The organism is Rhodococcus sp. NPDC059968 (genome assembly GCF_042738615.1).
Classification (GTDB): Bacteria; Actinomycetota; Actinomycetes; order Mycobacteriales; family Mycobacteriaceae; genus Rhodococcus_F.
Genome location: NZ_JBHWUE010000026.1, coordinates 65,659 through 92,197, shown reverse-complemented (window position 1 = coordinate 92,197; position 26,539 = coordinate 65,659). Strand labels below are relative to the sequence as shown.

Sequence of the window (26,539 nt, the reverse complement as noted above, 5' to 3'; positions counted from 1 at the left end):
GCGGTCACGAGCTCACCGACCGGTGAGCGCCCGGGCCTGATCTGTCAAAGCCACTGTCGCCGCGCGCAACTGGTCGACGGAGTCGAGTGGCTCTGCGTATCCGACGCGGGTCACGGCCACGCCGCGGGGGGTGGTGACGCGCAGGTCCAGTCCGTAGCGGTCGGCTCCTTCACAGGTGACCGACTTCGCATCAGGGAAACCACCGAGCGCCTGGGCCATCGCGCGCAATGCGTCCGCGTGGTCGGCGTTGAGGTGCTCGATCGCCCGGCCGGCATGTGGGGTGACCGGATCAGCTGTCGCGGCGGCGTAGGACTCTTCGCTCGCCGAGTCCATTCGCCCGTAGCCGCCGACCCACCGCACACGCTGGACGCGCAGCACCCATAGCGAGAAGTCGCTGAAGTCGATGTAGACGTGCGCTGCCGGGACGGCCGCGAGGTGTGCCTCGCGCGCGGCGGCGAGCTCCTCGCCTTCCGGGCGATAGACGTACCCGGCGAGCGTGATGCGGGTGCTGGCCAGCGGATCGGAGGGCGGGTTCGGTGCGACGATCGCGATGCTGGCGCGGGGGTCGTGCGCGAGGTTGCGGCCGTGCTCGGCCATCTGCGACACGCACAGCACGGGCGAGCCGTCGAGCAGGCCGTAGGTGACGAACGACGCCCACGGGTCGCCGTCCCTGGTCAGGCTCGCGAGGGTGCCTACGTTCGTCGTGGCCGCGACTGTCCGGGCCTCCTCGGCAGCGGACGGGCGGGCCGGATTGGCGACCTCCTCCAACGGCGGCGGCACGGTCGGGGCATCACCGGGATCTCCGTGATCTACGTTCGTCATTCGTGAACGGTACCCCGCCGGAAATTGCCGGTGGCATTGCCGTCGACCTGCGCTTACCGTTGAACTGAGGGCTCGATCGCCGAGTGGCTATGCGAGTGCGGCCGGGTCCTCGCGAAGCGTGATCGTGGGTGATGCGAGATGACCGCGTTGGGCGTGCTGGCGCTGGTGCTGGGTGTGCTGTTGATCGTCGTGGAGGCACACGCACCGACCGCGGGTGTGCTCGGCGGGCTCGGGGCACTGTTCGTCGGGGCCGGGGTATGGCTGCTGTTCACGTCCAGCGACACCGCGCAGATGATCGCTATCCCGGCGGCCGCGGGTGTCGCGGTGGTGGGTGTGGGTCTCGCGGTGGTGGGCGGCCGGAAGGCGCTCGCCGCCGGGCACGCGCCCGTGCGCACCGGAATGCAATCCCTCATCGGATCCGACGCCACCGTCCGCAATTGGAAGGGACGGCAAGGTCAGGTCGAGGCCGCCGGAAGCCTGTGGAAGGCGCAAACCTTGTTCGGGGACGACGAGACGCCGACCGCGGGCGATTGCGTCATCGTCGAGCAGATCCGCGGACTCACCCTCACCGTGCGCCGCCGCGAACCATGGGAGATCGAATTATGACCACCATCATCGTCATCCTGTGCGTCGTCATCACCCTCCTCGCCGTCCTGGCGAGCAGCTCGATTCGGGTGCTGCGCGAGTACGAGCGGGCCGTCGTGTTCCGGCTGGGCCGGCTGGTCGACCTGAAGGGCCCGGGGCTCGTGCTGCTGATCCCGGCGATCGACCGCATGGAACGGGTCAGCTTGCGGACCGTGACCCTCAAGATCCCCGTCCAGGAAGTGATCACCCACGACAACGTGCCTGCCAAGGTCACCGCCGTCGCCTACTTCCGGGTGGTCGACGCCGACCGCGCGATCGTCGAGGTCGAAGACTTCCTGGCCGCCACCCTGCAGATCGCCCAGACGACCCTGCGCTCGATCCTCGGCAAGGCCGACCTCGACTCACTCCTCGGCGAGCGGGAACGCCTCAACGAGGACCTGCAGAAGGTCATCGATCAGCAGACCGAACCGTGGGGCGTGAAGGTCACCACCGTCGAGATCAAGGACGTCGAGATCCCCGCCAACATGCAACGGGCCATCGCCCGGCAGGCCGAGGCCGAGCGGGAGCGTCGCGCCAAGATCATCAACGCCGAAGCCGAGTTCCAGGCCTCCGCGAAACTCGCCGAGGCCGCTGACGTCATCAGCCGCAACCCGACCACCCTGCAGCTGCGTTACCTGCAGACCCTGAGCGCCATGGGCGGCGAGAACAACTCCACCGTCGTCTTCCCGATGCCGCTCGACCTGGTCCGCCCGTTCCTCACCGCGGCCAAGGACTCGGCAGCGACGGACGACGGCGACGAGCGCGCCCGGTTCGAGGCCCAGGCCAACCTCGCCGCGATGATCCCGCCCGCCGGCCCGGAGGCGCGCGCACCGCACCACGCACGAAACTGACGTCGTGCCCCACCGTTCACCCTCCGGCCACCGCGCGTGCCCCGGGAGGTGACCGGAGTGCGCTTGGCTAGGGTGGACACACAGTGGCGTCCACCCGGGCACCTGCCCCCGTCGGGGCGAGCGGAAGCGAGAGACCGATGAGCGGCACAGAGGCAGCCGACATACGGACGGCCGAGTATCCGCGACCGTCGCATTTCGTGCTGCACCTCAGCGACACCCATCTCGTCGACGACGACCTGCTGTACGGGGCCGTCGACAGCGAGGCCACCCTGCGGCAGATCTTCACCGAGATCGAGTCGTCGCACGCCCGCCCGGACGCGCTGGTGTTCACCGGCGACCTCACCGACCGCGGTCAGCCGGGGGCCTACGAGAAGCTGCGGGCAATCGTCGAACCGGTCGCCGCGTCGCTCGGTGCGCAGGTGATCTGGGCGATGGGCAACCACGACGACCGCGGCCACTTCAGGACGGAACTGCTCGGGCAGGAACCGTCGTACGAGCCGATCGATCACGTCTACGACGTCGACGGGCTGCGCATCGTCACCCTCGACACGACAGTCCCCGGACATCACCACGGGGAGATCTCCGAGAGCCAATTGATCTGGCTGGCACAGCAGCTCGCGGTTCCGGCACCCCACGGGACGATCCTGGCGCTGCATCATCCGCCGGTGCCGTGCGTGCTCGACCTGGCGGTGCTGGTGGAACTGCGTGATCAGCCGCGCCTCGCCGACGTGCTCCGCGGCAGCGACGTCCGGTCGATCCTCGCGGGACATCTGCACTACTCGACGACGGCGACGTTCGCGGGCATCCCCGTCTCCGTGGCGTCGGCCACCTGCTACACCCAGGACCTCAACGTCCCGGCCGGAGCGCTGCGTGGACGCGACGGCGCCCAGGGCTACAACCTCGTGCACGTGTACCCGGAGACGATCGTGCATTCGGTGGTCCCGATGGGCAGCTACGACACCGTCGGCGAATACGTCACCGCCGAGGAAACCGAGCAGCGGCTCGCGGCCGAGGGCGTGCGGATCCCGGACACCGGGGAGCGGGCCGTGAAGCCCGTCCGGGTGTGATCAGCCCCTGCGCGGGAACTTCTCCCGGTACGCCATGACGTCGGAGAGCCGGAACCGGCGGTGGGTGCCGCGCATCTCGAGGGGCAGTGCGTTCGTGTCGGCGAGCCGGCGCACATAGGTGTCGGAGACGCCGAGGATCTCCGCGGCCTGCGACGTGGTGAGCAGGTCCGCCACCGCGCCCAGTGCCACACTCTGACCATTCGCGAGGAGCGTGAGCAGTTCGATCACGGCGTCGCGCGCCGGGTCGGGCAGCACCATTCCGTCGAGCGTGACGACCGGAGACGCAGCGAGGGCGGTCCCGAGTTCGGCGGCGACCTTCGGGCCGAGCGCGGAAACGATGTGGTCGATGCTCATGGGTCCACGATCTCATGAGCCCGGACGGGCGACGCCTCGGAGCGGTAGCATTTTCAGATGGACGAGTTGCACGACCCTGACGCCTTCGAACTCGCGCGTGCCGACCAGATCGACGTGACGCCGGAGATCGACGAGATCGGTGAGCTGCTGCGCAAGTCCGGCCGTAAACACGCGGTCGACGACGAGGACGAGCCCTGGCGGCACGGATACCCGTACGACACGAAGATGACGCGCCGGCAGTACGAGAACCGGAAGCGGAAACTGCAGATCGAACTGCTCAAGTTCCAGGCGTGGGTCAAGGAGCACGGCGAGAAGATGGTCATCATCTTCGAGGGCCGGGACGCGGCCGGCAAGGGTGGCGCCATCAAGCGGTTCACCGAACACCTCAACCCTCGTGGCGCGCGGGTGGTGGCGCTGGAGAAGCCCACCGAACGCGAACGCACCCAGTGGTACTTCCAGCGGTACGTGCAGCACCTGCCGGCGGGCGGGGAGATCGTGATGATGGACCGCTCCTGGTACAACCGGGCCGGCGTCGAACGCGTCATGGGCTACTGCACCCCCAACGAGTACCTGGAGTTCACCCGGTCTGCGCCGGAGTTCGAGCGGATGCTCGTGCAGTCGGGCATCCACATCGTGAAGTTCTGGTTCTCGGTGGGCCGGGAGGAGCAGCACGCCCGGTTCGTCTCCCGCAGCACCGACCCCGTCAAGCAGTGGAAGCTCTCACCCACCGACCTCGCGAGCCTCGACAAGTGGGATGCCTACACCGAGGCCAAAGAGGCCATGCTGTTCTACACCGACACCCCGCACGCGCCGTGGACGGTCGTGAAATCGAACGACAAGAAGCGGGCCCGCCTCGAGGCGATCCGTTGGATCCTCGACCGGTTCGACTACACCGGCAAGGACGATCGCGTCGTCGGCAAGCCTGACTCTCTCCTCATCGGTTCTCCCGCAACGGTCTACGACGAGGGCGAGCGCCCCGCCGATTCGTTCCCCGCCATCTGATCAGAGCCCGGTCTCCCACGGTGCCGGGATCGGGAAGTAGTTCTCCAGGAACTGCGTCACCTTTTTGGTCCGCAACTCCAGGTCGATCTCGGGTGCGCTGCCGTCGTTGAGGCAGAAGAAGTCCATCGACCGCTTCGCGAGCAGCGAGTCCATGTCGCGGAGCCCCGACTTCATGGTGGTGTCGACGTACTTCACCCGCGCCGCCGTCTGCACCACTGCGCGACCACTCATCAACGCGTAGTAGTGATACAGCGAGTTCGTCACCGAGATGTTGGAGCTGGCGCGGAAAGTGCTTGCGGCCGTGGCGGCGAACTCGTCGGGGAACTCCTTCTCCATCTCCTCCATCACGCTCTTGCGGAGCGGGGTGGCGGCGTGTTCGAGGTGCCGGGTGGTCATCAGCCCGAAGCGGTCCTGCAGCAGCCGGCGGTTCACGCGGGCCGCGTTCTCGAAGCCGCTGCGCTCGTCGTCGTTGTGGCCCAAACCGATTCGGGTGGTCGCCTCGATGAACATGGTGATCCCGCCGGGGGAGAAGAACATCTGCGGACCCACCGAGCGGCCGAAGAACATGTCGTCGTTGGAATACAGGAAATGCTCGGCGAGGCCGGGGATGTGGTGCAGCTGGCTCTCGACGGCCTGCGAGTTGTGGGTGGGCAGCACCGACGGGTCGGCGAAGAACTCCTCGCTCGGCATGAACGTGACCCGCGGGTCGTCGGCGAGCCACGCGGGACGATCGGAGTCGGTGGCGACGAAGATGCGTCGGATCCACGGCGCATACATGTGGACCGAGCGGAGGGCGTACTTGAGTTCGTCGATCTGCCGGAACCGGGCGGCGGAGTCGTCACCCTCGCCGACGACGTAGTTCTGCATCCGCTTGGCGCGCTGCGCCTGGAACTCCGCGGACGATCCGTCCACCCAGGAGAACACCAGGTCGACGTCGAAATTGATGTCCGACGCGTGGTCTGCGAACATGTTCTCGATGGTGGGCCACACCCGTCCGAACCGCTCGACGGTGCCTCGGACCGCCTCCTCCGAGCGCACCACGCGCCGGGTCAGTGAGTTCTCCATCGGCAGCACGATCTCGTCGTCGCTGATGGACCACAGTTCGATCTGCACCCCCGTCGACGCCCCGTAACTCAGGCCGCTGGCCAGGTGCACGCGCGGACGGAACAGCCGGAAGATGCGGGCCTTCGACGTCGCGGACAGGCTGCCGTCGGAGACCAGGACCGCCGGCCCCTTGGCGTCGACGGTCTTGGAATAGAACGGACGATCCTCACACGCGGCGACCAGGGCGCCGCGCAACGCCTTGCGCTGCGCCCAGTTGACCGCGATGACCGGGCGTTCGTCGTTGCCCCGCACCAGCAGATACTCGACCCCGGCGCCGTCGAGGACGTCGCGGACGAACAGCAGGTCCTCGACCATCGCCTCGTGCGGCGTGGTGTGCGTGATCGGCAGCGCGAAGCGGCCCTTGAACCGGACCACGTCGGCGCGGTCGCGCAATCTCGACGCCGCAGCGGCGGAGGCGTGGGCGACGGCGTCCGCGGTCTCCTGCTCCGGGGGTACGAAGTAGACGTCATGCGGAGCGGAGGATTGCGTAATGTCGGGCCTTTCGGTGGTTGTCGCGAGTGCGATCGTGCCCAGTCTAGGCGCTCCGGTGCGGCTACCGCTGCGAGGAAGCGTCCGACGCGAAGTCCCACGTCGGACGGTTCCCGGCCAGAATCTGTTAGGAAGGACAGATGGCCGAGAGCACCGGGGACATCGATGCACCGAAACGGGATACCTGTCAGGCTTTCGAGGACGTCGTCGCGCTCCTGAACTATCCGATGTTCGTGGTGACCACGCGGTCGGACGACGAGATGTCGGGGTGCCTCGTCGGGTTCGCGTCGCAGGTCAGCATCAACCCGCCGCGCTTCCTGGTCGGACTGTCCAACAAGAATCACACCTTCTCGGTCGCCTCGCACGCGGAGCGTTTGGCGGTTCACCTTCTCACCCGTGACCACGTCGCTCTCGCGACGCTCTTCGGCGAGCAGACCGGGGACGAGATCGACAAGTTCGCCCGATGCGACTGGCATCCCGGCCCCCACGGGCTGCCGATCCTGGACGATTCACCGGCGTGGTTCAGCGGCCGAATCCTCGAACGACTCGAACTGGGTGACCACGTCGCGTTCCTCCTCGCCCCGGAGACCGGATCCGCCCCGGCCGACCTCGGTCAGGTGGTCACCTTCTCGGACGTGCGCGACCTCGAACCCGGGCACGAGGCGTGATGCCGCAGATGCGCAAGCTGAGCAGCGCTGCCGACGAGGTGTCGGCGGAAGAGTTCTACCGCGACCCACCGGACGGGGTGCGGGTGAACATGGTTGCCAGCCTGGACGGTGCGGCCGCCTTCGGTGGACGCGTCCGACCCCTGTCCGACCCGGTGGATCACCAACTCCTGCGCGCGATGCGTGCGTATGCCGACGTGGTGCTGGTCGGGGCCGGCACCGTCCGCGCCGAGACGTACGGACCGGTGCGGTTGACGGAAGAACAGGCTCGTTATCGACTCGACCGGTGGGGACTCGACACACCACCACCGATCGCCGTCGTCACACGAACGGGCAATCTGCCGCCCGATTCACCATTGTTTGCCGGTCGTGTCAGGCCGATCGTCGTCACCACACGACGAGTCGCAGAAGCCCGTGGGGCAGCGCTCAGGGAATCCGCGGACATCGTCGTTGCCGGTGACGGTAGCGTCGAGATGCCCGCCCTCATCGCCGCTCTGCGGGAGCGCGGGCTCGGCCGAATCCTGTGCGAGGGCGGCCCCACCCTCCTCCACGATCTCGTCACACACGATCTGGTGGACGAAATGTGCCTGACCCTCGCCCCACGACTGGCCGGTCCGCAAACACTGCCCGCATCGTCCGGTCCGACAGTGCAAGCGCCGCGCACACTTTCACTCGAACATGCTCTGACGAACGACGACTTTCTCTACCTGCGCTACGGCCGGGGAACACAACGCGACTGACGCACTGCCGTCAGTCCAGGACGGTGAAGAACGAGTCGCCGTCCTCCGCCGACCCGTCGATCTGCCCCCGGTCGGTGCGCGAATCCTGCACGATGACGCCTTCGACCACGTCGGCGTGCTTGGTTCCGAACACCGGAATGTCGATCTCCTCGTCGTCGATGACCCGGTCGACGTCCTCGGTCAGCTGGTCGTCGGGGAGATCCGCCAACGACACCTCGCTCTGCTCCTCGAGCATCACATCGGGCTCTTCCTCGGACAACTTCTCGTCGAGGGACTCACCCTCCCGCTCCTCGCGCGCCGTGGTGCCGAACTTGTCGGCCTCACTCCACCCGTCGGGCGGATCGACGACGTCATCGCCGTCGTTGTTGCGCACGTCGTCGGAGTCCAGGCTCTCGCTGGGGCTCAGCGTGTCACCGGGCCCGTCTTCGATACTCATACGCATCAAATGCCCAGATCAGGCGTCGTTGAAACTTCGATCGATCGAGGTCAGGCGACGGCCGGAGCGCTCCGCAACGTCTCGAGCGCCGCGATCTGCGCCGCCGACCATTGCGTCGAGTTCACCCGACTCGAATCGAGGTGCACGAGTACGACGGTCAGCTCCGCGGCCTGCACGCCGTCCTGGTGGATGGTGATCAGGAAAGTCAGCGAGGTGGTGCCGATCCGGTCCAGGGTGACGACGACGTCCGCGTCGCCGGTGAACAGTTCGCGCCCGAAGTTGCTGACGACGTTGACGACGGCGATCTGGGTGACCGGGTCGAGCAGGTCACCGCACGCCTCGACGAGCGCCCGGCTCCACGCCGCGCCCGCCGCCTCGTGCGCGCAGTAGAACGGCACATGGCGGCTCACCGACGCCGGTGCGTCCGGCCGGGCGTTGTTCCGCAGGGACATCGTGTAACGAGGCATGGATCGGACATTACTTGCTGTCCGGACGCACTTGCTTTCCGGGCGCGCAGAGCAGGTGGTAGTCGCTGGACTACCGACCTGCACCGAAAGCAGCGAGGAGGCGCTCCAGCACGTACGGCCAGGGTATGCGCTCCTGCTCCAGCCGGAGATCGCCGTCGCGCAGCGACAGCAGGGCGGCGGTTTCGGACGCGGTGAGATGGGATGCGTCGTTCAATGTGGGCGACTGTTCCCGGACGGCGAGATCCCGCCACCGATCCAGAGTAGCCGTATCCATCAACAGACTCCGCACGTGCGGAAGATGTCGGCGCAGACGGTCGAGGATGGCGAATCCGTGACTGTCGAGGTCTCCCCAGTACCAGACTTCCGAGCCGACAACCCACGGGATTCCGGCCAATTCGTGAACCGTGTAGCCGCCGCCGTGCAGTGCCACGGTTCCCGCCAGCCGAGGCAGCGCATACAGCCCTTCTTTGTTCTCGAGAATCAGGATGCGCGCCGGAGCCAGCGGCAACGCGGCGAGTTCCTCCAGCGAGGTCGCGAAGCGCCGCGGAGTTCCGATCAGGAGGTCGGGATCGCACAGTGCGACGTCGCGCAGGTTCGGCAGGCTCCGGATACCGAGATCCCGGTGGCCTCGAACGCCGTCGATCAGACTCTCCACCGTTCCGCGATGCCGCGAGAGCCATTTCGTGTCCACCCCCGGAACGGGAAGCTGACGAATGAGATACCCGGAGTTCGGATGGTCGCTCAACCATCGCGCAATGGTGGTCAGCCTGACGAAGTCGTCGCCGTCCAGGTCGAGCCATTTCGCCGCGGTCGCGGCAACCGCGGCCGACAACGTCGGGGAGCCGGGACCGAGGCCGTGGACAAGTGCATCACGTCGCATCACCAGGGCGCGCCATTCGGTTTCGCGGCCACCCGCGGACGCAATCTGGCCAGCCCCGGCCAGTGTCAGCCGCACCGGCACCTCCTGGGTGCCGAAACTCGGCCATCGCCGCGTCGCCCACTCCACAAGGCCGGCGCCGGTATAGGCGCGCCAGGCACGTACCCAGGCGACAACCGTGTCAGGATCCTCGGCAATCTGCGGCTCGGACGGCGGATGCAGCGCAACCGTCAGCGAATCCTGTTCGGCGAGTGAGGGGTCGGCCAGCCAGCGACGGCGGCGACTGTTGTAGGCGGTCCGTGCCTTCGTCGCGGCTGCGGGCGGCAGAACGCACCGTGTGCTCATGTACCAGTCGCGTCGTCGAATTCGATGAGGCTGAGTTCGGTGTGCATCCGGTCGCGGATGCTCACGGTCGCAGCGCCGCCGATGTACTCCTCGAGTGTGCCGAGCAACTTGAGCGGGGTCGCCAACACCATGTGAAAACCGAACTGCGCGAACACGTCCAAGGCTCGACGTGTGTAGGCGGAATCGGCGCGGTCGAACGCCTCGTCCAGGATGACGGTGCCGTAACGGGGAAGGTCCGCGCCGTCGGGAGCGAGCTGATACCGCAACGCCGCCGCCAGGCAGAAGAACACGAGTTTCTGGGCCTGACCGCCGGACAACCCTGAGCTCGAATCGTGGTAGTTGCGAGCTTCTCCGGCGCCGTCGACCTCGACGCCGATGAATCCGACGTGCAGGCGAGTGTCCAGAACCTGACGCTGCCATCGCTGATCCGCGGGCTCCTTCGATGCCAAACGTTCCAGCGCAGCCGCCATCCGCCCGAATCGTTCCTCGGCCGCGGGGCGCTGCTCGATGTCCCATCCACCACTCGTGATCCGGGTCAGGTCATCCAGGAAGTCGGCCGCCGCCGGCGAGCGTCGCTCGCGGACGTCGATGCGCAACCACCGGTCGGTGTCGAACGCGGAGCGGTGCAGCGAGTCGTTGACCGGATCGATGCGGGAACGGATCTCGGCGGGCGCCTTACGGATCGTGCGAGCGAGTTCGCCGATGTTGCGGTGCGACTGGTCGTGCAGCAGCTGGAAGAACCGATCCTCGTACCGGGGAAGACCGTCGGAGCGCAGGCGTTGGAGGATTGTCAACGCATCGTCGACATATTCGGCATCAACCCTCAACTCACCGCCGCGGGCCTCCCATCGCGCCAGATACTGGGACAGGATCTTGATGATCGACGCGCCGGCGGCGGACACCGCGTTCTGCGCCTCGGCCCCGTCCCTATTGATGCCCTGGCTGACCTCGAACAGGGCCTTGTCGATGTTGTCCGACGTGACCCGCCGAGCGAACTTCCGGAATCGCGCCTTGATCCGCGCGGCAACAGCCGCGGGAGCCGCATCGTTCGCGTCGAGTTCGGCCTGCTCGATCCTCGTCTCGAGTTCCGTCACCGCCGTCCGATGCACCGTCAGGGCGGTATCGGCCTGACGTCGGGCCGCGTCGGCCTCGTTTTCCGCCTTCTCCGCGAGTTCGAGGGCAGCCGACAACGCAGAATGCTCCGGGTTGTCCTGCTGCCAGGAGTCGAGACGGTTGTCCACTGCATCGACGGCAGCCTGCGCAGCGCGGACGTCGACATCCGTCCACTGCGCATCGAGGATGGTCTGTGCAGCGCGATTCTGCAGGGAGATCCGCTGATCCTCACGGTCCAGCGCGTCGAGTCGGCTCGTCGCACCTGCGATCGTGACGTCGAGATCTGCAATTCGTCGGCGGATGTCTTCGAGTTTGGCTTCGTTGTCGAATCCGAGGACCCACCGCCGTCGGTCGTCGATGCGGTTGCGATCATCCTTCTCGTGCCGCTCCGCGGAGTGCTTGACCTGCCCGGCACGTGTCACGGCCCGGGGGTGGTCCGCGAAGCCGGCCGCGGTGTCGACGCATGCATAGTCGTAGCGGTCGGCGAGATGGTGGTGGATCCACGCGGCGAGCGGACCGTCGGCGACATCTATTCGTCGCACCAGCGACAGCGCTCCGGTCTTCGGCACCGTCGGCGATATGGCGCCGACCCGCACTCTGCGGTACACGAGGCGTGCGCCGAGGTGGGTGGCATCGACGGCAGCGGCAACCGCCGGATACACCTCTTCCGGGACGAGCAGGGTGCGGCCGAGGCCGCCGAGGACTCGCTCTATGGGTCCGGTCCACTCGGAATGCTCGTCCCGCACCGCGATCAACTCGCCGGCGAACGGCACAGCGTCGTCCGATATGCCGGCGGTGGAACAAATCGACTCGCGGGCACGTAGCAGACCCGGATCGATATTTGAGCGTCTGCGGGCGACGATCTCACGATCGGTGATCAGCTCGGCGCGCTCCCTCTGTGCGGTGCCGCGCTGTTCGGCGAGCGTGTAGCGGTCACCGAGCCGGTCCTCGTGTGCGGTGGTTGCCTGCCGTAACTGGTCCTCGAGTTGCCCGCGCAGTCGCGTGAACTCCTCCGCGGTCTCCGGAACGGTTCCGTCCCAGGCCGACACCGCCTCGGCGATCTGATCTCGCCTGGTCCGCACACGCGCCAGCATTTTCATTTCTGCGTCTCGTTGCGCGTGCAGGGTCGCCAGTCGGCCGCCCCCGACGCCTTCGAGTTTCACGGTCAGATCGAGGGTTTCCTGCCGTGCACGTTCCGCTGCGGCGGTGGCTTCGCTCGCACCCGCCTCCAGCAGTGGCGTCAGGGCGTGGCGTTCGGTGAGTTCCCCGCGCAGGAGAGACAGGGTCATCTCGGCATGCACCGCGCCGAGATGTGCGTTCTCCTCGTCTGTGTCGCGAAGGGACTGAAGCCCGCGCCGCCGGGTATCGGCGAGATCGACCAAGGGTGCGAGCATCTCCACCTGCCGGCGCGCGTCCACGACGACGCGGTGCGCCTCCTGCAGGTCGTGGAATTGGTTGACCGCGCGTTCGGCCATCGCGAAGGTATTCGGGGTGTCGAGCATGTAGTCGCGGAACAACTGGTCGAGGCTACCGAGGCTTTTCGCCGACAAGGTGCGGTGCAGCAGGCGCTGAGCCCCTTCCGACGAGATGCCGAGGCGGGAACGGAAACTCCGGGCGAACGGCCCATAGGCTGGGCTGACGGTTGCCGCCGGCCACCGTTTCCTGATGGCCCTCGTGTCGATACCGCGGGTCATGAACGACGCGAAGTCGGTCAGGTCGAGTTCGTGCTCGAGAATGAGATGGACGTGACTGACGTCCGCCGCGGCGTTCTGCCCCCGCCCCAGATGCATGAGCTTGACGAGGGTGATCGGCGGATCGTCGGTGTCGGCGCGGTAGGTCAGGGCGATGCCGCTCCACGTCGCGCCGGTGCGCAGGTAGGAGGCGACCAGACCGTCGGTATCGGCGCCCGCCTCGCGTCGCCACGCGCCACGAATGTACGTGACGAAGTTGCGTCCCGAGTTTGTGGCCTCCTGCGCGGCCGCATTGAAGCGGAGTTGATTGCCCGGGACGAGCACAGCCGAGATGGCGTCGATGAGCGTGGACTTGCCGGAGCCGGAATTGCCGGTGATCAGGAAACCCTTGCGGGCCACGGAAAGATCGTGGTGGCCGTGCAACGTGCCCCAGTTGACGACTTGTACACGCGCGAGACGGCGCTGACCGGGATGGATCACTGTGTGTCCTCCTCGAGAATGCGCCGGAACTCCACCTCGACGAGAGCGACCTGTTCCGCGTCGAACAGCTGCCGCAACACGGGGGAGACCTCCATCCGGTCGTCGGTCGACGTCTTGGTGAGCAGCGAGTACTTGTCGAGCTTCTTCCACGATGCGTTGACGCGCTTCGCGTAACCGGCTGGGTCGGTGTCGCCGGCCGCGCGATACATCTCGAGCTGTTCGCGCAGTTCGTCGAGATCGACGATCACCCGTTCACCAGGTTGCGCACGCAGCAGTCGTTGCCGCAAGGCGAGCAGCATGACCGTGTCCATGAATGTCAGACGCTCGGTGCGGAGCACGGTGGGAGTATTGGGGTCACCGGTCTCGGCGGGGCGGGTGAACGCCAGCTCGTTCTCGTCGTCGATGACGAGATCGAGAAAGACGTCGGCGAGGCGGGACCGCAGGATGCGCTCGTCCCGGATCACCGCGCGCCACACCTCGGGATGCCGCGCCGCGGTGACGAGAGGACCCTTGAGTAACTGCACGAACGCGCGGCGCGTCTCGAGGTCGAGTTCGCCGGTGTCTCCAGGGAAGTGGCCGCGGGTCGTCGGCTCGTCGTTCATGTCGGGCTCCCCGTCGGTTCGAACGCCGGACGGCTGGTGAACTCGTCGTCGGCCGGATCGAACAGGCGGCGTCGAATCGTCGCCCGCCGTGGAACTCCGGCTCCCGAGATCCACTCGATGTCTTCGGTGCCGTCGATCGTGTGCCCGTGGTGGGTGGCGAGGACGATCAATCCAACCGCGCTCGCGAGTCCTTGAGTCGCCGGATAGTCGCGCAGGACATCCCCGATCGTGGCGCGACCGTGCGCGCGCAGCGTTGCCGCGACGTTGTCGGTCAATTCGTCCATATCGATCTCGGATTCTCGGACGAGTCTTCGCAGTTCGTCGAGATCGACGGTGCCGGCGTCGTTGGTGAGCACCGGTTCGGTGACGAGGTTGTCGGCGGGGTTGTGCAGGCGAAGAGCCGCGACCGATTCGAGGCTCATACCCACGCGCACCAGCTCGAGGTCGAGCACGTCGTAAGGTCGGCGACGCGTGGCCACGGCGACAGCACTCTGCTGCGCGCTGCGCAGCAACCGCTGCAGCCGGCGGTGTTCCTCGTAATGACGTGACTGGACGAAGTGGCGCAAGGACCGAGACAGGGACGTCATCGTCGAATGCACTTCGGAGCCAGCGGTTTCCATCTCCGTCAACAACGCCCTGAACCGCCGTTTCTGATCGTTGGTCAACCTGGCGGCAAACGGCCGCTGCAACACTGCATCGATCCACTCGTCCATCTGAGACGACCGGGCCGGATCGAGAATCATGTCGTAGAACGCGGTGAAGCTGCGGCCGGCATCGGAATCTCCGATCAGGTCGACCCCGCGGAACACGTCTCCCAGGGTGTCGCCACGGTCACCCTCGTCATCGAGGATTCGGGCCCGCAGATCGCGGTTGAGTTCCTCGAGTTCGGCGCGGACCCGGGCGAAGTCCGCGGGTACCTCGGAGGCCAGCGCGAGAATCTCGGCAGAACGCTCGACGGCGCGGTCGCCGTCGAGGACCGGGAAGACTCCCGACTCCACTGCTGCGATCTGCTGGTCGACGGATGCGCGTTCGGTCAGCAGCGCGGTGAGACGAGTCTCCGTGCGGGGATCGGAATCACGTGCGAGTGCCTGCAACTGGGTGGAGAGCGTGGTCAGGCGGGATTCGGTCGCGGAACTCGCCTGACTGGTGAAATTCGCGACGAATGCCATCGCGGCGAAGGCCCCCTCGGTCGGTTCCAGAGTCTCCTCACGGGTACCGGCCGCTGCTCGTCGGAGCAGATAACCGGACCGCACCCATTCGGTGCAGTACGCCTGACCGGTTCGCGGGAAGTCGAGACCCTCGTCGCGCATGGTCTGAAGGTCGGAGTCCAAGAGTGCGAAGAGTTCCGGAGCCGGGAGGCGGCGGGTCCGATGGTCGAAGTGCCGGCCCAACAGAGCCAGAATTGCCGGTGCGGTATCGGCGCGCAGCAATGTCCACGCAGCGTGGTCCTGGCGCAGGCGAAGAAGCCGATGGACGTCGGCGGTGATGGACATCGAACTCCTTTCGTGGTGGCGACCATGCTGTCATGGGTGACGGGCTGACGATCAACCCGCGCAGGCCGCGTAATCGACTCATTCGGCGATTCGTTCCCGCCCGCCACTGAGGTCCGCCAACTCTGCCGCCACCCGGCCCGCCTGCCAGCCATGCGCATTTGTCACCGAATGCGAGGTCGTGACGACCGAGGGGAACTGCTTCTCGAACACCGAACCCACCGCCTCGCTGCGCTCGGCCATGATTGGCACCAACTCCTTGCCGTACTGACTGGACGCGTCACGGCCGGCTTGTTCCCGGGCGATCACCAGTCGTTCCCCGATCCGGGTGGCAAACGCGAGGAGGAACGAGCGGCGGAAGCTGGGTGAGCGTTTCACCCGGTCACCGCCCGCCTCGCTCAACGCGTGGGAGGCCTGAACGAGCAGCGAGGTGAACAGCATCTCGCTGAGATCCAGATCGACGGGCATCCCGACCATGCTGACGAGGCCGAATCGTTGGTGCCAGAGCACGCGCACATTGTTGGTCTTCGCCACACAGTGCAGCAACTGCACCTTCGCTTCGGGGTACGGATTGTCGACGAGCAACCGGCGGGTGACCACCTGATCGCTCAGCGAGGTGTGTGCATGCGCGTCGATCACGGCGCTGTCGATCGCATACCGGGTCATCAGATCCTGCGCCTTCGCCGAAAGGGTCTCCGCTTCCTCGGCGAACGTGGTCGCTTCGGCCTTGGCCAGCAGGCCGCGGATGCGGGAGAGCACCTTGGGCTCGGCCCCGCGCTTGGCGGGCCGTGACGCCGCCGCCCCCGTCACCCAGTCGGGTGCGGTGGCCATCAGTGGCGTGATGGGGACCAGGTAGTTGCAGAAGCCGAGGAGCGAAAGGATCGCCGTCCAGGTGGCCGTCGGCTCAGCGTTCTCTGCCGCACGCCAGGCGGACAGTCGACCGCGGGCAGGTGCGTCGTCGGCGCCGATGTTCAGCTCGTCGAGCTGCTCGCGCCACGGCTCGGGGGCGCTCTTGTGTGCCGAGGTGCGGCTGGCATGGGAGCCGATCGCAGCGACCGTCAGCCGGGCGGTGCGCGCACCGAATTCCCGGCGCACCGCGTGCACCAACTCGGCCGGCTGCCACCCCGAGGCGAACGCGTGGTCCATCGACGCGTCGAGTAATTGTGAGACCCGGTCCAGGGCAGCACCGGAAACGGGGGAACTCTCGAGCTCCGCCAGGTTGTCGACCGTCCGGCGCAGCGACTCCGCATTCGTCGACGGCCCGAACGCGAACTCGATCCCCGCGAAGATCAACGATTCGGCGTCGATCTCGGGACGGAACTCACGATGTTGCCGGGCGCCGTCACGTTGCTGCTTCTTACGCTTGCGTGCGGCCCGGTTCTGCTGGCTGTTGCGGCTCACAGCGACTCCTCACTCGGGGTGAACTCTGTCCTACGTCATCGGGCAGCGGACCGGCCGCGCGACCGGTGGGCTGCTTCACGCGCCCGGTCGGCGTGGTCGAGCAGCGCGACGACGGTACGGGGCTGGTGGTCGCTCCGTCGAACATCGCCGGTCACGCGCGCTAACTCCGCTTGCACCGCCGCATACCGGCCCTGGGCGACAGCGAGCAGAAGCCTGTTCTTGGTCGATTCGGGCAACTTCGCGATGTGCTTGCGCAGTGCCGCGGTCGCCTGGGCCTTCGAGGGCAAGGCCGAACTGGCCTCGCGCGCCGCGGCCAGCAGATGGGTGTCGATCCGAAGATAATCGGCGAGCGCCTGTTGTGGTCCGGTGAGGTCACCGAGACCGGCGGGCACTGCGGGCTCGAGTTCGTGCTCCGACTCGGTCTCGAACGCGTATTCGTTGCGTTGCGCCGTCCCGATCGCAGCCAACCATCCGAGGTACAGCGGACGCAGGTCACCCATCGTGATCTCGTCGCGCACGCGCGCGAGGGACGCCATCCAGCCCTCCGCCTCTTCGGTGAAGTCGGCCGAGTCGTCCTCGCTGGTGAAGTCGAAGACGAAGTGCTTTCCGGTCGCCTCAGCCGTGAGGTAAGGGTCGACCGTGTAGTCGTCCGCAACTCCCGAGAGCGCCTCAGCCGGTACTTTCACCATCAGACGGCGGGTGCCCCAATTCGTGACGTGGATATGCAGGTCGTAGCACTTGTGCATCATCACGCGTGGATCGCCGCGGAAATCGCCGAAATGATACGTATTGGTGAAGCTGGTCGGCGTTATCACCGCCCTGGTCGACAGCTTGCGTACCTCGGACTGCATCCGCGCATTCAGCGGCTTGTCGACTGCGAGGAACTCGAAGTATTGATACTCGCTCACGAGGTCTCCTCGATGCGAATCGGTTCTCGGGGGGCGAGCACATTCCTATCAGAACTCCCCGACAGCATCGGGGGTCCGAGGCGAGGCCCGTCGGCCCGCGTCACTCGAACAACCCGCGGAGGTCGTCGGCGTCGAGGCTGGAGCTCAGCAGGGAGTCGGCGTCCATCACGCTCGCGAACAGCGCCGACTTCTTCGCCTTCAGCGCCATCACCTTGTCTTCGATCGTGTCCTTCGCGATCAGCCGATACACCATCACGTTCCGCGTCTGCCCGATACGATGAGCCCGGTCCACGGCCTGGGCCTCGGTGGCCGGGTTCCACCACGGGTCGAGGATGAAGCAGTAATCGGCCTCGGTGAGGTTCAGCCCGAAGCCGCCCGCCTTGAGGCTGATGAGGAACACCGGGGCGGCGCCCTCCTTGAACTCGCGGAGCACGTCCCCGCGACGACGGGTACTGCCGTCGAGGTAGCTGTGCGCGATCCCGGCGTCCGCGAGCCGGTCGCGGATCTTGCCGAGGAACCCGGTGAACTGGCTGAACACCAGCGCCCGGTGACCGCCCGCGACGACGTCGGCGAGCTGCTCGAGCAGGGCGTCCACCTTCGCGGACGGGATGTCGTGATACTCGGCGTCCACCAGGCCGGCGTCGAGGCTCAGCTGCCGCAGCAGGGTGAGCGACTGCAGGATCGTGAAGCGGTTCTTGTCGACGTCGGCGAGCAGGCCGAGGATCTTTTGCCGCTCACGCTGCAGGTGAGTGTCGTAGACCTTGCGGTGCCGCGGGTGCAGATCGACATCGAGCACCTGCTCCTGCTTGGCCGGAAGATCCTTCACCACTTGCTCTTTGGTGCGGCGCAGCATCAGTGGTTTCACACGTCGGCGCAGCTGCGCCAGTAGTTCGGTGTCGCCCTGCTTCTCGATCGGCTTGCGGTAGTAGTCGGTGAACCGGGCCGGATTCGGGAACAATCCCGGGGCGGTGATCGACAGTAGTGACCACAGCTCCATCAGGTTGTTCTCCATCGGCGTGCCGGTGATCGCGAGCTTGAACGGAGTCTCGAGCCGGCGAACGCACTGGTAGATCTTGGACTGATGGTTCTTGGTGAACTGGGCCTCGTCGAGGATCAACCCCGACCACGCGGACTCCGCGTAGGCCTCGAACTCCAGGCGGAACAGGGTGTACGACGTGACGACGATGTCGGCGCCCCGGACCAGTTCGTCGAGGGGGACGCGCCGGCGGGAGCGGGTGTCGGAGATCGCGACGACGTTCGCGCCCGGGGCGAAGCGGGCCGATTCGGACTCCCAGTTCGACACGACACTGGTGGGGGCGATGATGAGGAACGGCGGCGCGTCCGGGTTCGACTGCCGCGCATGGCAGATCAACGCCAGCGCCTGCAGCGTCTTGCCGAGCCCCATGTCGTCGGCGAGGATGCCGCCGAGCCCGTGCTCCCACAGGAAGGCCAGCCAGCGGAACCCCTCCACCTGGTACGGACGCAGCCGGGCATCGAGCGTGCTCGGGACGTCCGCGGGCCCGACGGTGGTCGGCGCCATCAGACCGTCCACCTGCTGCCGCCACTGCGTCGCCTGACGTTCGACGGTGCCGAGCGCGGCGAACTCGTCCCACAGGCTCGCCTGGAAGCGGCTCAGCCGCAACGTCCCGTCGGCGCGGTCGCGAAGGGCGCGCGCCTCGTCGATCAGCTTCCGCAACGTGTGGAGTTCGGGCTTGTCGAGGGAGAAATAGGCGCCGTCGGGCAGCAGCAACTCGGACTTCCCCGCGGCCAGAGCCGAGAAGACCTGGTCGAACGGTACGTCCCGGCCCTCCACCGTGAAGGTGACGCCGAGATCGAACCAGTCGGTGCCGCCCTCCGATGCGGTGACGGACACCCCGATGGCCAGGGAATCGCCGGCCTCCCGGTAGTCGGCCGCTTCGCCCACGACGTCGATCGCCATGTCGGACTTGCCGTGGAGCAGGGGCAGGACCTCGGTGGTGAACCGCATCGTGTCGAGTCCGCGCAGTGCCGTCGATTCCGGGCCGCTCGACCCCAACCCGTATCTGTCCCAGGCGATGTCGAGCTCGTCGAGCAGTGCGCGTTCGCGGGCGTCGTCCCGGTACTCGTCGCCAGGGGTCCGGACCGTGAGCGGCGCGCGATGCTCGTCGTCCCCGACGGTGTACAGCCATTCCCAGTCGACGGTGACCTCGTGGTCGGGGAGATACGACGCCCGCATCACCAGGGTGGGCTCGGAGATCTCGGGTGGGACGAACGAGCCGTCCGAGGAGATGACCGCGGCCAGGTTGCGCAGCTTGGGCAGGAAGTCCGTCAGGAAACGGGACTCTTCGGCGGCGGGAACCTCGATGGGTGTGCGGCGGCGCACCAGATCCTGCAGGGGAGCGGGAACGGTTGCGTCGAGCGGGGCGAGGTGAATGCGGTCGTCCGCGTCGACGTAGAACAGGCCGTGGGCCCGGACGCCGATGAAGCCGACGGTCACTGCGTCGACAGGCTCGCCGTCGACGCGGACCACCGGCCGCACGACGAGCGCGCCGGTGGCGTCGTCGCGGGTGGCGTCGAGGCAGACCTCGGCCGAGCGGTAGGGGGCGAGCGCGCCCAGACGCTTGGAGGAGTGGATGAGCTCGACACCGACCCGGGCCGCCTCGTCGAGCAGCGACCACAGCTGGCGGCTGGCGAAGACGCCGAGGTCGAGATCGGTGTGGTTCTGGCGGCGGTAGGTCAGACCCCCGACGGACAGCAGGTGGATCTCGTGCAGCACCCGGATCTGCTCGGCCGGATGCTGGAACTGGCTGCCCAGCTTGTTCCACGCCAGCCCGCCGACGATCCAGCCCTTGCTGCCCGGCTGGACGGGCCGCACCAGCAACTGAGGTGCCGCACCGGCGGCCGACGCCTGCACCCGGAACTGGATGGCGAGCGGCGAACGCCCGCCGGAATCGCCGAACGGATCGGCGGTGAGCAGGGAACCGAGGGAGCGTTCCCACGTGGGCGCGATCGCCGCCTGGGCCTCGGACCTCGCCTGAGACATCGCGGTGATCAGCAGGGCGGCGACGTGCTTGCAGTTCATGCCGACCGGACACGTGCAGATCCCGTACCGGTACACGGTGCGGCCACTGCTGGAGACGATGAACGCCGACGCGGAGTAAGGCTCCCTCGCCGTTCCCGCCACCTCGCCCCACAGCTCCTTGGCCGCCGGATCCCACGACATCTGGATTACCGCGTTGTCGCGGGCGTACTGGTCGCCGCGGCTGTATGTGGTGGTGCCGAGGACCGCCTTGATCGACGCCACGTCGATGTCGCGCAATTCCCCGGGAAGCATGGCCACAGAGTAGCCAACCGATCCGACAGGTCCCCGGGGTGCGGTGACTCCCACCCCAGGGTTCCTTGTTCCGCGCCTCACCCGATCGCAGACTTCGGTGCGTCGGGGGAAACCCAGCGATCGGAGAGAACACCATGGCCGAGATGGTCGAAGCACACCAGACACACCGCACCGGTGGAGTCGCGCGAACACTGATCACCGCGTACGGAACGGTCGTGTACGTCACGTTCCTGGTCGTATTCCTGTACGCGATGGGATGGGTCGAGGGCCTCGTGGTGCCTCACACGATCAACGACGGTCCCGACGCCCCAGTAGTCGTCGCCGTGGTCATCGACGTGGCACTACTGACGGTCTTCGCGATGCAGCACTCGGTGATGGCCAGGCCCTGGTTCAAGAAACGCTGGACCAGGATCGTCCCCGAACCGATGGAGCGCTCGACCTACGTACTGTTCGCCACGGCCGCGCTGGCGCTGATGATGTGGCAATGGCGTCCGCTGCCCGAGCAGATCTGGGACGTGGAGACGAGCTGGGTCCGCGCCGCGATCTACGTCGTGTCGCTCGGCGGGTGGGCCCTCGTGCTGGCGGCGACGTTCGCCATCGACCACTTCGATCTGTTCGGTCTGCGCCAGGTACTGCGGAACCAGAGCGGAAAGTCGGCTCTGTCCAGTCACTTTCGGACGCCGGTGCTGTACCGGGTGATCCGGCACCCGCTGTATGCAGGCTTCATCATCGCCTTCTGGGTGGCGCCGACGATGACCTGGGGACGGTTGCTGTTCGCCGTCGGGACCACCGGCTTCATCCTGGTGGCGGTGCGCTTCGAGGAGCACGACCTGGTCGACACGTTCGGCGACGACTACCGCACCTACCGCTCGCGGGTGCCGATGCTCGTCCCGAGGGTCGGCTCGCGAGGGCGGTAGCGTCACAGACCGCCGGCGACGTCGATGGTCGTGGCGGTGACGTAGGACGCCTGGTGGGACAGCGCCCACAGCACCGCTTCGGCGATCTCCTCGGGCTCCGCGACCCGGCCGAGTGGCACCTTCCCGGCCACTCGCCCGGGTCGTCCCGGGTCGCCGGCAGCGGCGTGGATGTCGGTGTCCGTCGTACCGGGAGCGATACCGACGACGCGGATGTTCGCGCTCGCCAGCTCCCGTCCGAGTCCCGTCGTGAAACTGTCCACGGCCGCCTTGGACGCCGCGTAGCCGACGTATTCGCCGGGGGCGCCGGTGCGGGCCGCGATCGAGCTGAGGTTGACGATGACGCCGGGGCGCCCTGTCCGGATCCAATGCTCGGCCGCCGCGCGGGCGTAGGCCATCGCCCCGAAGACGTTGGTGTCGAACACCTCCCGCACCACCTCGTCCGGGGTGGAGAGGAACGTGCCGAGCGGGCCGGTGGTCCCCGCGTTGTTGACCAGCGCGACCAGCTGGCCGCGCTGGTCGGCCGCATCGACGACGGCGGCGGCCTGTTCCGCGTCGCGGACGTCTGCCCGCACCGCCGTGGCGCGGACGCCGCAGTGGTGGACGAGTTGCTCGGCGGCCTCGTCGTCGTTCTGGAACGTGAACGTCACCTGATAACCGCGATGGACGGCGAGGCGCACCACCGCTGCGCCGATGCCGCGGGATCCGCCGGTGACGAGGATGTGTTCGGACACGATACGAGCGTATCCGGGTGATCAAATGCGGACCAAAACTGACCGCTATCGGTTTTACGGTGAGTGAAACCGATACGCCGACGCAGGAGGACCGCATGACCGTCAATCCGATCCCCGACGGCTACACCACCGTCACGCCGTGGATCATCTCCCGCGACACCGCCGCGCTCATCGACTACGTGAAGGCGGCATTCGACGGCGAGGAACTCGGTCGGATGGTGGGCGAGGGCGGCACCATCGGGCACGCCGAGGTGAGGATCGGGAACGCCGTCGTGATGATGTTCGACGCGCGACCGGACTGGCCGCCGACGCCGGGTTCCTCCGCCTGTACGTCGACGACGCGGAGGCGGTGCTCGCGCAGGCCGTCACCGCCGGCGGCACGCTGGTGACGACGGCGACGCACCTGTTCTGGGGCGACCTCGTGGGACGCGTCCGCGACCCGTTCGGCAACCTCTGGTGGGTCCAGACCCACATCGAGGACGTCGACGAGGCGGAGATGACCGGGCGCATGAGCGACCCGACCTTCACCGCCGCAATGGAATACGTGCAGAGCGCGGACTTCTTCCCAGGACGATAGCCCGGGTCAGCGGTTCGGCCTGCCGAACGTGATGCTCGGCGCCGTCACGGTGACGGACGCGATCCGGACCGCCACGCCGGAGGGCTTCGTCGGCTCGGCGTCGATGATCGTGGGGTGATAGTCGACCTGCTCGGGCGACGGACGGGCCGGCGCGAACACGCTCCGGACGACACCGATCGGCGTGCGGGCAATCGCGTCGGCCGATTGCTGGATCTGTTCGAGCGTCCGGAACACCGTGTCGAAATTGTCGGACCGCTGGGTGGTGCTCACCGCCTCGACCACCGGCCGCATCGTCCGCAGCAGGAACACGACCTCCTCGAGCAGTTCCTCGGTGAGCCGGAGGATGTGGAACGACGTCTTCGCGACCTCGATCGGCACGGTCACGGCGCACACGGCGACGCGGACGGGTCCCTCGGCGGCCGAGGCCGCCTTCCGGACGGTGCGCTCGACGGGGGACGGCACGAAGCGAAAAACGAACGTCACCAGCCGACCCCCTCACAGTGCGGCGTCCTACCTGTGCCGGGGAGGTTACCGCGCACACGCTCGCCCCGCAGGACGAGCGAGCGGCGTCAGCCCGGCAGCAGGGCCCGCACGGCGTCGATGGTGTCGGCGTCGGCGGCCGTCTTGTCGGGGCGGTAGCGCAGGACCCGCGCGAACCGCAGCGCGAGGCCGCCGGAGTAGCGACTGCTGACCTGGACGCCGTCGAGTTCGATCTCCACGACGAGGTCGGGGTGCAGGTACACGGTGTGATCGTCGCGGCTGCGTTCGTGGCGCGGGAATTCGTCCGTCTGCCACTGTAGAAGCGCGTCGGTGAGGCCCTTGAACGTCTTGCCCACCATGATCGGTTCGCCGCCGTCCGGATCGCGCGCCCCGAGGTGCAGGTTGGACAGGTAGCCGGTGCGCCGCCCGTAACCCCATTCGGCGCCGAGCACCACCAGGTCGAGTGTGTGCTCCGGTTTCACCTTCTGCCAGGCGCGGCCGCGTCGTCCCGCCGCATAGGGTGCGGTGAGCGATTTGACCATCACTCCTTCGTGGCCGGCGGCCAGCGCGTTGTCGAAATGGGTTGCGGCGCTGTCGCTGTCGGGGCGGATGAGTCCGGGAATGCGGTGTTGCGGGGCAACGCGTTCCAGGGCCCCCAGCCGCTCCTCCAGGGGCGCGTCCAGCAGATCGACGCCGTCGAGGTGCAGGCAGTCGAAGAAGTAGGGGTGCAGCAGCAGGTCGCGGGCGGACTCGGCGCCGAAGCGGCTCATCGTTTCCTGGAACGGTCGGGGACGGCCGCTGTCGGTGAGTGCCAGCGTTTCCCCGTCGAACACCGCCGACGTGCAGGGCAGGCCGGCGACGAGTGCGACGAGTTCCGGCACGCTGCCGGTTATCTCACGGAGGGTGCGGGTGAAGATGCGCACCTCGTCGCCGTTGCGGTGCACCTGGATCCGCGCCCCGTCGAGTTTGTATTCGACGCTGACGTCGCCGCCGAGTTCGGTCCACGCGTCGGCGAGTGATTCGGCGGGGGACGCCAGCATCGGCCGGACCGGACGACCCACCTCCAGCCGGAACGCGGTGAGGGCGTCGACACCGCCGTCGAACGCCGCGACCGCCGTTGCGGGCAGGCGCCCCGACAGCATGAACGCCCGGCGCACCGGTTCGACGGGCAGGTCGGCGGCCGCCGCGATCGCGTCGGTCATCACCCCCTCGAGCGCGCCCTGGCGAAGGTCGCCGGTGAGCAGTCGCAGCAGGAAGTCCCGCTCGTCGGCGGTGGTGCGGGCGAAGAGGTCCGCGAGCAGTTCGCGTCGGCGGGCGGCGGATCCGGAACCGGAGATCCCGGCGACGGCGGTGACGGTCCCGTCGAGTTCCGACACCGTCACGGACGGGACGTCGGCCGGGGTGGCGGGAATGTCGGCGAGTGTCCGCCAGCCGATCCCGATCCGGCCCTGCCGAAGCTCCCCGGACAGCCACGCCACCACCGGTTCCACCTCCGCCGGCTCCAGTTGGGTGAGGACCTCACGCAGCGCCGCGACCTTCACCTTCCGCGACCGCGTGGCCCCCACGTCCCGGGACGTCGCGACGATCTGCGAGAACAGCACACCCCGACGGTAACCGGAACGTCCCGTGGGCGGTCAGAATCCGCCTGATCGAAACGCTGGGCGGACCGGACGGTCGTTCCTAGGCTATCGACGATGAGCACCCCACGTCGCCGGCCGCTGAAGACGGTCACGGGAGTCAGCGGCGCCGTGAGCACCTATGCCGCCGCCATCGATCCGCAGCAGTCGACCGTCGCGTCGTCGATCGAGATCGCGAAGATCGCCGAGGCGAACAAGTTCGACGCGCTGTTCGCCGCCGACCTGCTGAGTTTCGGGGCGCAGGGCGCGATCGGCGCGCAGGAACCGCTGATATTCCTGTCGGCGCTCAGCGCCGTGACCACGCATGTCGGGCTGATCGCAACGGTGACCACCACGTTCCACCACCCCTACAACCTCGCGCGGCTGTTCGGGACCCTCGACCACGTCAGCAACGGCCGCGCCGCCTGGAACGCGGTGACATCGTCATTGGGTGAGGAGAACTACAGCGACCTGGACCTGCCGAGCCCCGAGGAACGCTACGCCCGCGCCACGGAATCCCTCGAAGTCATCAACGCGCTGTTCGACAGCTGGCAACCCGGAGCGCTCACCGCCGACGGTGCCGAGGGAACCACGCTCGACGCCGATCGAGTGCGTCCGATCGACCACGCGGGCACGTACTTCACGGTGAAGGGTCCGTTGAACATCCCGCCGCTGCCGCAGCGTCGTCCCGTGCAATTCCAGGCCGGCCAATCCGCGGCCGGGGTGGAACTCGGGGCCCGATTCGCGGAGGTCGTGTTCACGTCGCTGCCCACCCTCGAGGACGCCGTCACCTACACCAAGGGGATCCGGGCGCGGGCCGCCGAACTGGGCCGCGCCGACGGGCTGCCACTGATCATGAGTTCGTTCCACGCCACCTACGGTGCGTCCGAGGAAGAAGTGCGCCGGCTGGTGCGGGAACAGGAGGAGGCGACGGACCTCGACACCGGCCGGATTCGGCTGGAAGACATGCTCGGTGGCGACCTCGACCTGTCCGGACTGGCGCTCGACAAGCCGATCCCGGCCGACGTCCTGCCCGACGTGCGGTCGGTGAACCGCCGCCGCGGCAGGGTCGAAATCTTCAGCCGACTCGCCGCGTCCGGGCGGACCCTGCGGGAGCTGATCATCGCGTCCAAGGACACCGGCCACTGGGCGGTCGCGGGAACACCCGAACAACTCGCCGACGCCGTCCAGGAACGGTATGACGCGGGTGTCCTCGACGTCATCTCCCTTGGCGGGCTCGCCGAGGAACGGACCCGGGACTTCGTCGTCAACGGGCTGCTGCCCGAACTGCGGCGTCGCGGAATCGTCGGCAACGACTACGTGGGCGGCACGTTCCGGGACAATCTGGAACTACCCCCGCTGCCCCCTCGGGACTGA

General features: G+C 67.5%; 25 protein-coding genes. 10 read left to right on the top strand and 15 right to left on the bottom strand.

The annotated features are described in order from the left end of the window. Positions 1-12 precede the first annotated feature (12 nt). The gene (locus ACFWAY_RS21815) at positions 13-822 is read right to left on the bottom strand and encodes a HugZ family protein (protein WP_378512086.1); all 810 of its coding nucleotides are present in this window, start codon (positions 820-822) and stop codon (positions 13-15) included. Between the two features lie 138 nt (positions 823-960). Here ACFWAY_RS21815 and ACFWAY_RS21810 point away from each other — a divergent pair, with 138 nt between their 5' ends. From ACFWAY_RS21810 to ACFWAY_RS21800, 3 genes are all read left to right on the top strand, one after another. Next, a complete protein-coding gene (locus ACFWAY_RS21810) occupies positions 961-1,428 on the top strand; it encodes an NfeD family protein (protein WP_378512085.1) in 468 nt (155 codons plus the stop codon). Continuing rightward, entirely contained in the window at positions 1,425-2,297 is an 873-nt protein-coding gene (locus ACFWAY_RS21805) for a slipin family protein (RefSeq protein WP_378455473.1), read from the top strand. Before ACFWAY_RS21810 ends, ACFWAY_RS21805 begins: the two co-directional genes overlap by 4 nt. 137 nt (positions 2,298-2,434) lie before the next feature. Next, positions 2,435-3,364, top strand: coding sequence for a phosphodiesterase (locus ACFWAY_RS21800; RefSeq protein WP_378455472.1), 930 nt, complete (start codon positions 2,435-2,437; stop codon positions 3,362-3,364). Here ACFWAY_RS21800 and ACFWAY_RS21795 read toward each other — a convergent pair whose 3' ends face one another. Continuing rightward, a complete protein-coding gene (locus ACFWAY_RS21795) occupies positions 3,365-3,718 on the bottom strand; it encodes a helix-turn-helix domain-containing protein (protein ID WP_378455471.1) in 354 nt (117 codons plus the stop codon). A 57-nt stretch (positions 3,719-3,775) separates the two neighbouring features. On the opposite strand from ACFWAY_RS21795, the gene ppk2 reads away from it, so the two are divergent. After that, a complete protein-coding gene (ppk2, locus tag ACFWAY_RS21790) occupies positions 3,776-4,720 on the top strand; it encodes a polyphosphate kinase 2 (RefSeq protein ID WP_378455470.1) in 945 nt (314 codons plus the stop codon). Here the strand turns inward: ppk2 and ACFWAY_RS21785 are convergent, their stop codons facing one another. After that, complete coding sequence (locus ACFWAY_RS21785) at positions 4,721-6,217, bottom strand: stealth family protein (RefSeq protein WP_378512084.1); 1,497 nt, start codon at positions 6,215-6,217, stop codon at positions 4,721-4,723. Between the two features lie 236 nt (positions 6,218-6,453). Between ACFWAY_RS21785 and ACFWAY_RS21780 the strand changes: the two genes are divergently transcribed. Together ACFWAY_RS21780 and ACFWAY_RS21775 are read left to right on the top strand one after the other, a co-directional pair. Continuing rightward, positions 6,454-6,981: a flavin reductase family protein gene (locus ACFWAY_RS21780; protein ID WP_378512083.1), complete on the top strand. Its 528-nt coding sequence runs from the start codon at positions 6,454-6,456 to the stop codon at positions 6,979-6,981. After that, entirely contained in the window at positions 6,981-7,718 is a 738-nt protein-coding gene (locus tag ACFWAY_RS21775; RefSeq protein WP_378512082.1) for a pyrimidine reductase family protein, read from the top strand. The genes ACFWAY_RS21780 and ACFWAY_RS21775 overlap by 1 nt, the downstream gene beginning before the upstream one ends. Before the next feature lie 10 nt (positions 7,719-7,728). Here ACFWAY_RS21775 and ACFWAY_RS21770 read toward each other — a convergent pair whose 3' ends face one another. The 9 genes from ACFWAY_RS21770 to ACFWAY_RS21730 form a co-directional block, all read right to left on the bottom strand. After that, a complete protein-coding gene (locus ACFWAY_RS21770; protein WP_378455466.1) occupies positions 7,729-8,160 on the bottom strand; it encodes a hypothetical protein in 432 nt (143 codons plus the stop codon). A gap of 44 nt (positions 8,161-8,204) precedes the next feature. Then, positions 8,205-8,621 (bottom strand): acyl-CoA thioesterase, encoded by a 417-nt coding sequence (locus ACFWAY_RS21765; protein ID WP_378512081.1) that lies wholly within the window; start codon positions 8,619-8,621, stop codon positions 8,205-8,207. 70 nt (positions 8,622-8,691) lie between these two features. Then, on the bottom strand, positions 8,692-9,843 hold the full coding sequence (locus ACFWAY_RS21760) for a DUF3322 domain-containing protein (RefSeq protein WP_378512080.1): 1,152 nt from the start codon (positions 9,841-9,843) through the stop codon (positions 8,692-8,694). Continuing rightward, a complete protein-coding gene (locus ACFWAY_RS21755; protein ID WP_378512079.1) occupies positions 9,840-13,127 on the bottom strand; it encodes an ATP-binding protein in 3,288 nt (1,095 codons plus the stop codon). Before ACFWAY_RS21755 ends, ACFWAY_RS21760 begins: the two co-directional genes overlap by 4 nt. After that, positions 13,124-13,729, bottom strand: a complete 606-nt coding sequence (locus tag ACFWAY_RS21750) for a DUF4194 domain-containing protein (protein ID WP_378512078.1) — start codon at positions 13,727-13,729, stop codon at positions 13,124-13,126. Before ACFWAY_RS21750 ends, ACFWAY_RS21755 begins: the two co-directional genes overlap by 4 nt. After that, positions 13,726-15,222: a DUF3375 domain-containing protein gene (locus ACFWAY_RS21745; protein ID WP_378512077.1), complete on the bottom strand. Its 1,497-nt coding sequence runs from the start codon at positions 15,220-15,222 to the stop codon at positions 13,726-13,728. Before ACFWAY_RS21745 ends, ACFWAY_RS21750 begins: the two co-directional genes overlap by 4 nt. 78 nt (positions 15,223-15,300) lie before the next feature. Continuing rightward, complete coding sequence (locus ACFWAY_RS21740) at positions 15,301-16,620, bottom strand: DUF2786 domain-containing protein (RefSeq protein WP_378512076.1); 1,320 nt, start codon at positions 16,618-16,620, stop codon at positions 15,301-15,303. 35 nt (positions 16,621-16,655) lie between these two features. Further along, positions 16,656-17,528, bottom strand: a complete 873-nt coding sequence (locus ACFWAY_RS21735; protein WP_378512075.1) for a hypothetical protein — start codon at positions 17,526-17,528, stop codon at positions 16,656-16,658. 100 nt (positions 17,529-17,628) lie between these two features. Next, positions 17,629-20,841 (bottom strand): SNF2-related protein, encoded by a 3,213-nt coding sequence (locus tag ACFWAY_RS21730; protein ID WP_378512074.1) that lies wholly within the window; start codon positions 20,839-20,841, stop codon positions 17,629-17,631. A gap of 134 nt (positions 20,842-20,975) precedes the next feature. On the opposite strand from ACFWAY_RS21730, the gene mddA reads away from it, so the two are divergent. After that, positions 20,976-21,758, top strand: coding sequence for a methanethiol S-methyltransferase (gene mddA, locus ACFWAY_RS21725; protein WP_378512073.1), 783 nt, complete (start codon positions 20,976-20,978; stop codon positions 21,756-21,758). Positions 21,759-21,760: 2 nt separating this feature from the next. On the opposite strand, the gene ACFWAY_RS21720 is transcribed toward mddA, so the two are convergent. Continuing rightward, positions 21,761-22,489: an SDR family oxidoreductase gene (locus ACFWAY_RS21720; RefSeq protein WP_378512072.1), complete on the bottom strand. Its 729-nt coding sequence runs from the start codon at positions 22,487-22,489 to the stop codon at positions 21,761-21,763. 95 nt (positions 22,490-22,584) lie between these two features. On the opposite strand from ACFWAY_RS21720, the gene ACFWAY_RS21715 reads away from it, so the two are divergent. Next, positions 22,585-22,878, top strand: coding sequence for a hypothetical protein (locus ACFWAY_RS21715; protein ID WP_378512097.1), 294 nt, complete (start codon positions 22,585-22,587; stop codon positions 22,876-22,878). Continuing rightward, complete coding sequence (locus ACFWAY_RS21710) at positions 22,788-23,066, top strand: VOC family protein (protein WP_378512095.1); 279 nt, start codon at positions 22,788-22,790, stop codon at positions 23,064-23,066. The genes ACFWAY_RS21715 and ACFWAY_RS21710 overlap by 91 nt, the downstream gene beginning before the upstream one ends. A 6-nt stretch (positions 23,067-23,072) precedes the next feature. On the opposite strand, the gene ACFWAY_RS21705 is transcribed toward ACFWAY_RS21710, so the two are convergent. Further along, positions 23,073-23,549 (bottom strand): hypothetical protein, encoded by a 477-nt coding sequence (locus tag ACFWAY_RS21705; protein WP_378512071.1) that lies wholly within the window; start codon positions 23,547-23,549, stop codon positions 23,073-23,075. Between the two features lie 86 nt (positions 23,550-23,635). Further along, on the bottom strand, positions 23,636-25,147 hold the full coding sequence (locus ACFWAY_RS21700; RefSeq protein ID WP_378512070.1) for an ATP-dependent DNA ligase: 1,512 nt from the start codon (positions 25,145-25,147) through the stop codon (positions 23,636-23,638). Between the two features lie 93 nt (positions 25,148-25,240). Between ACFWAY_RS21700 and ACFWAY_RS21695 the strand changes: the two genes are divergently transcribed. Next, positions 25,241-26,539: an NtaA/DmoA family FMN-dependent monooxygenase gene (locus tag ACFWAY_RS21695; RefSeq protein ID WP_378512069.1), complete on the top strand. Its 1,299-nt coding sequence runs from the start codon at positions 25,241-25,243 to the stop codon at positions 26,537-26,539.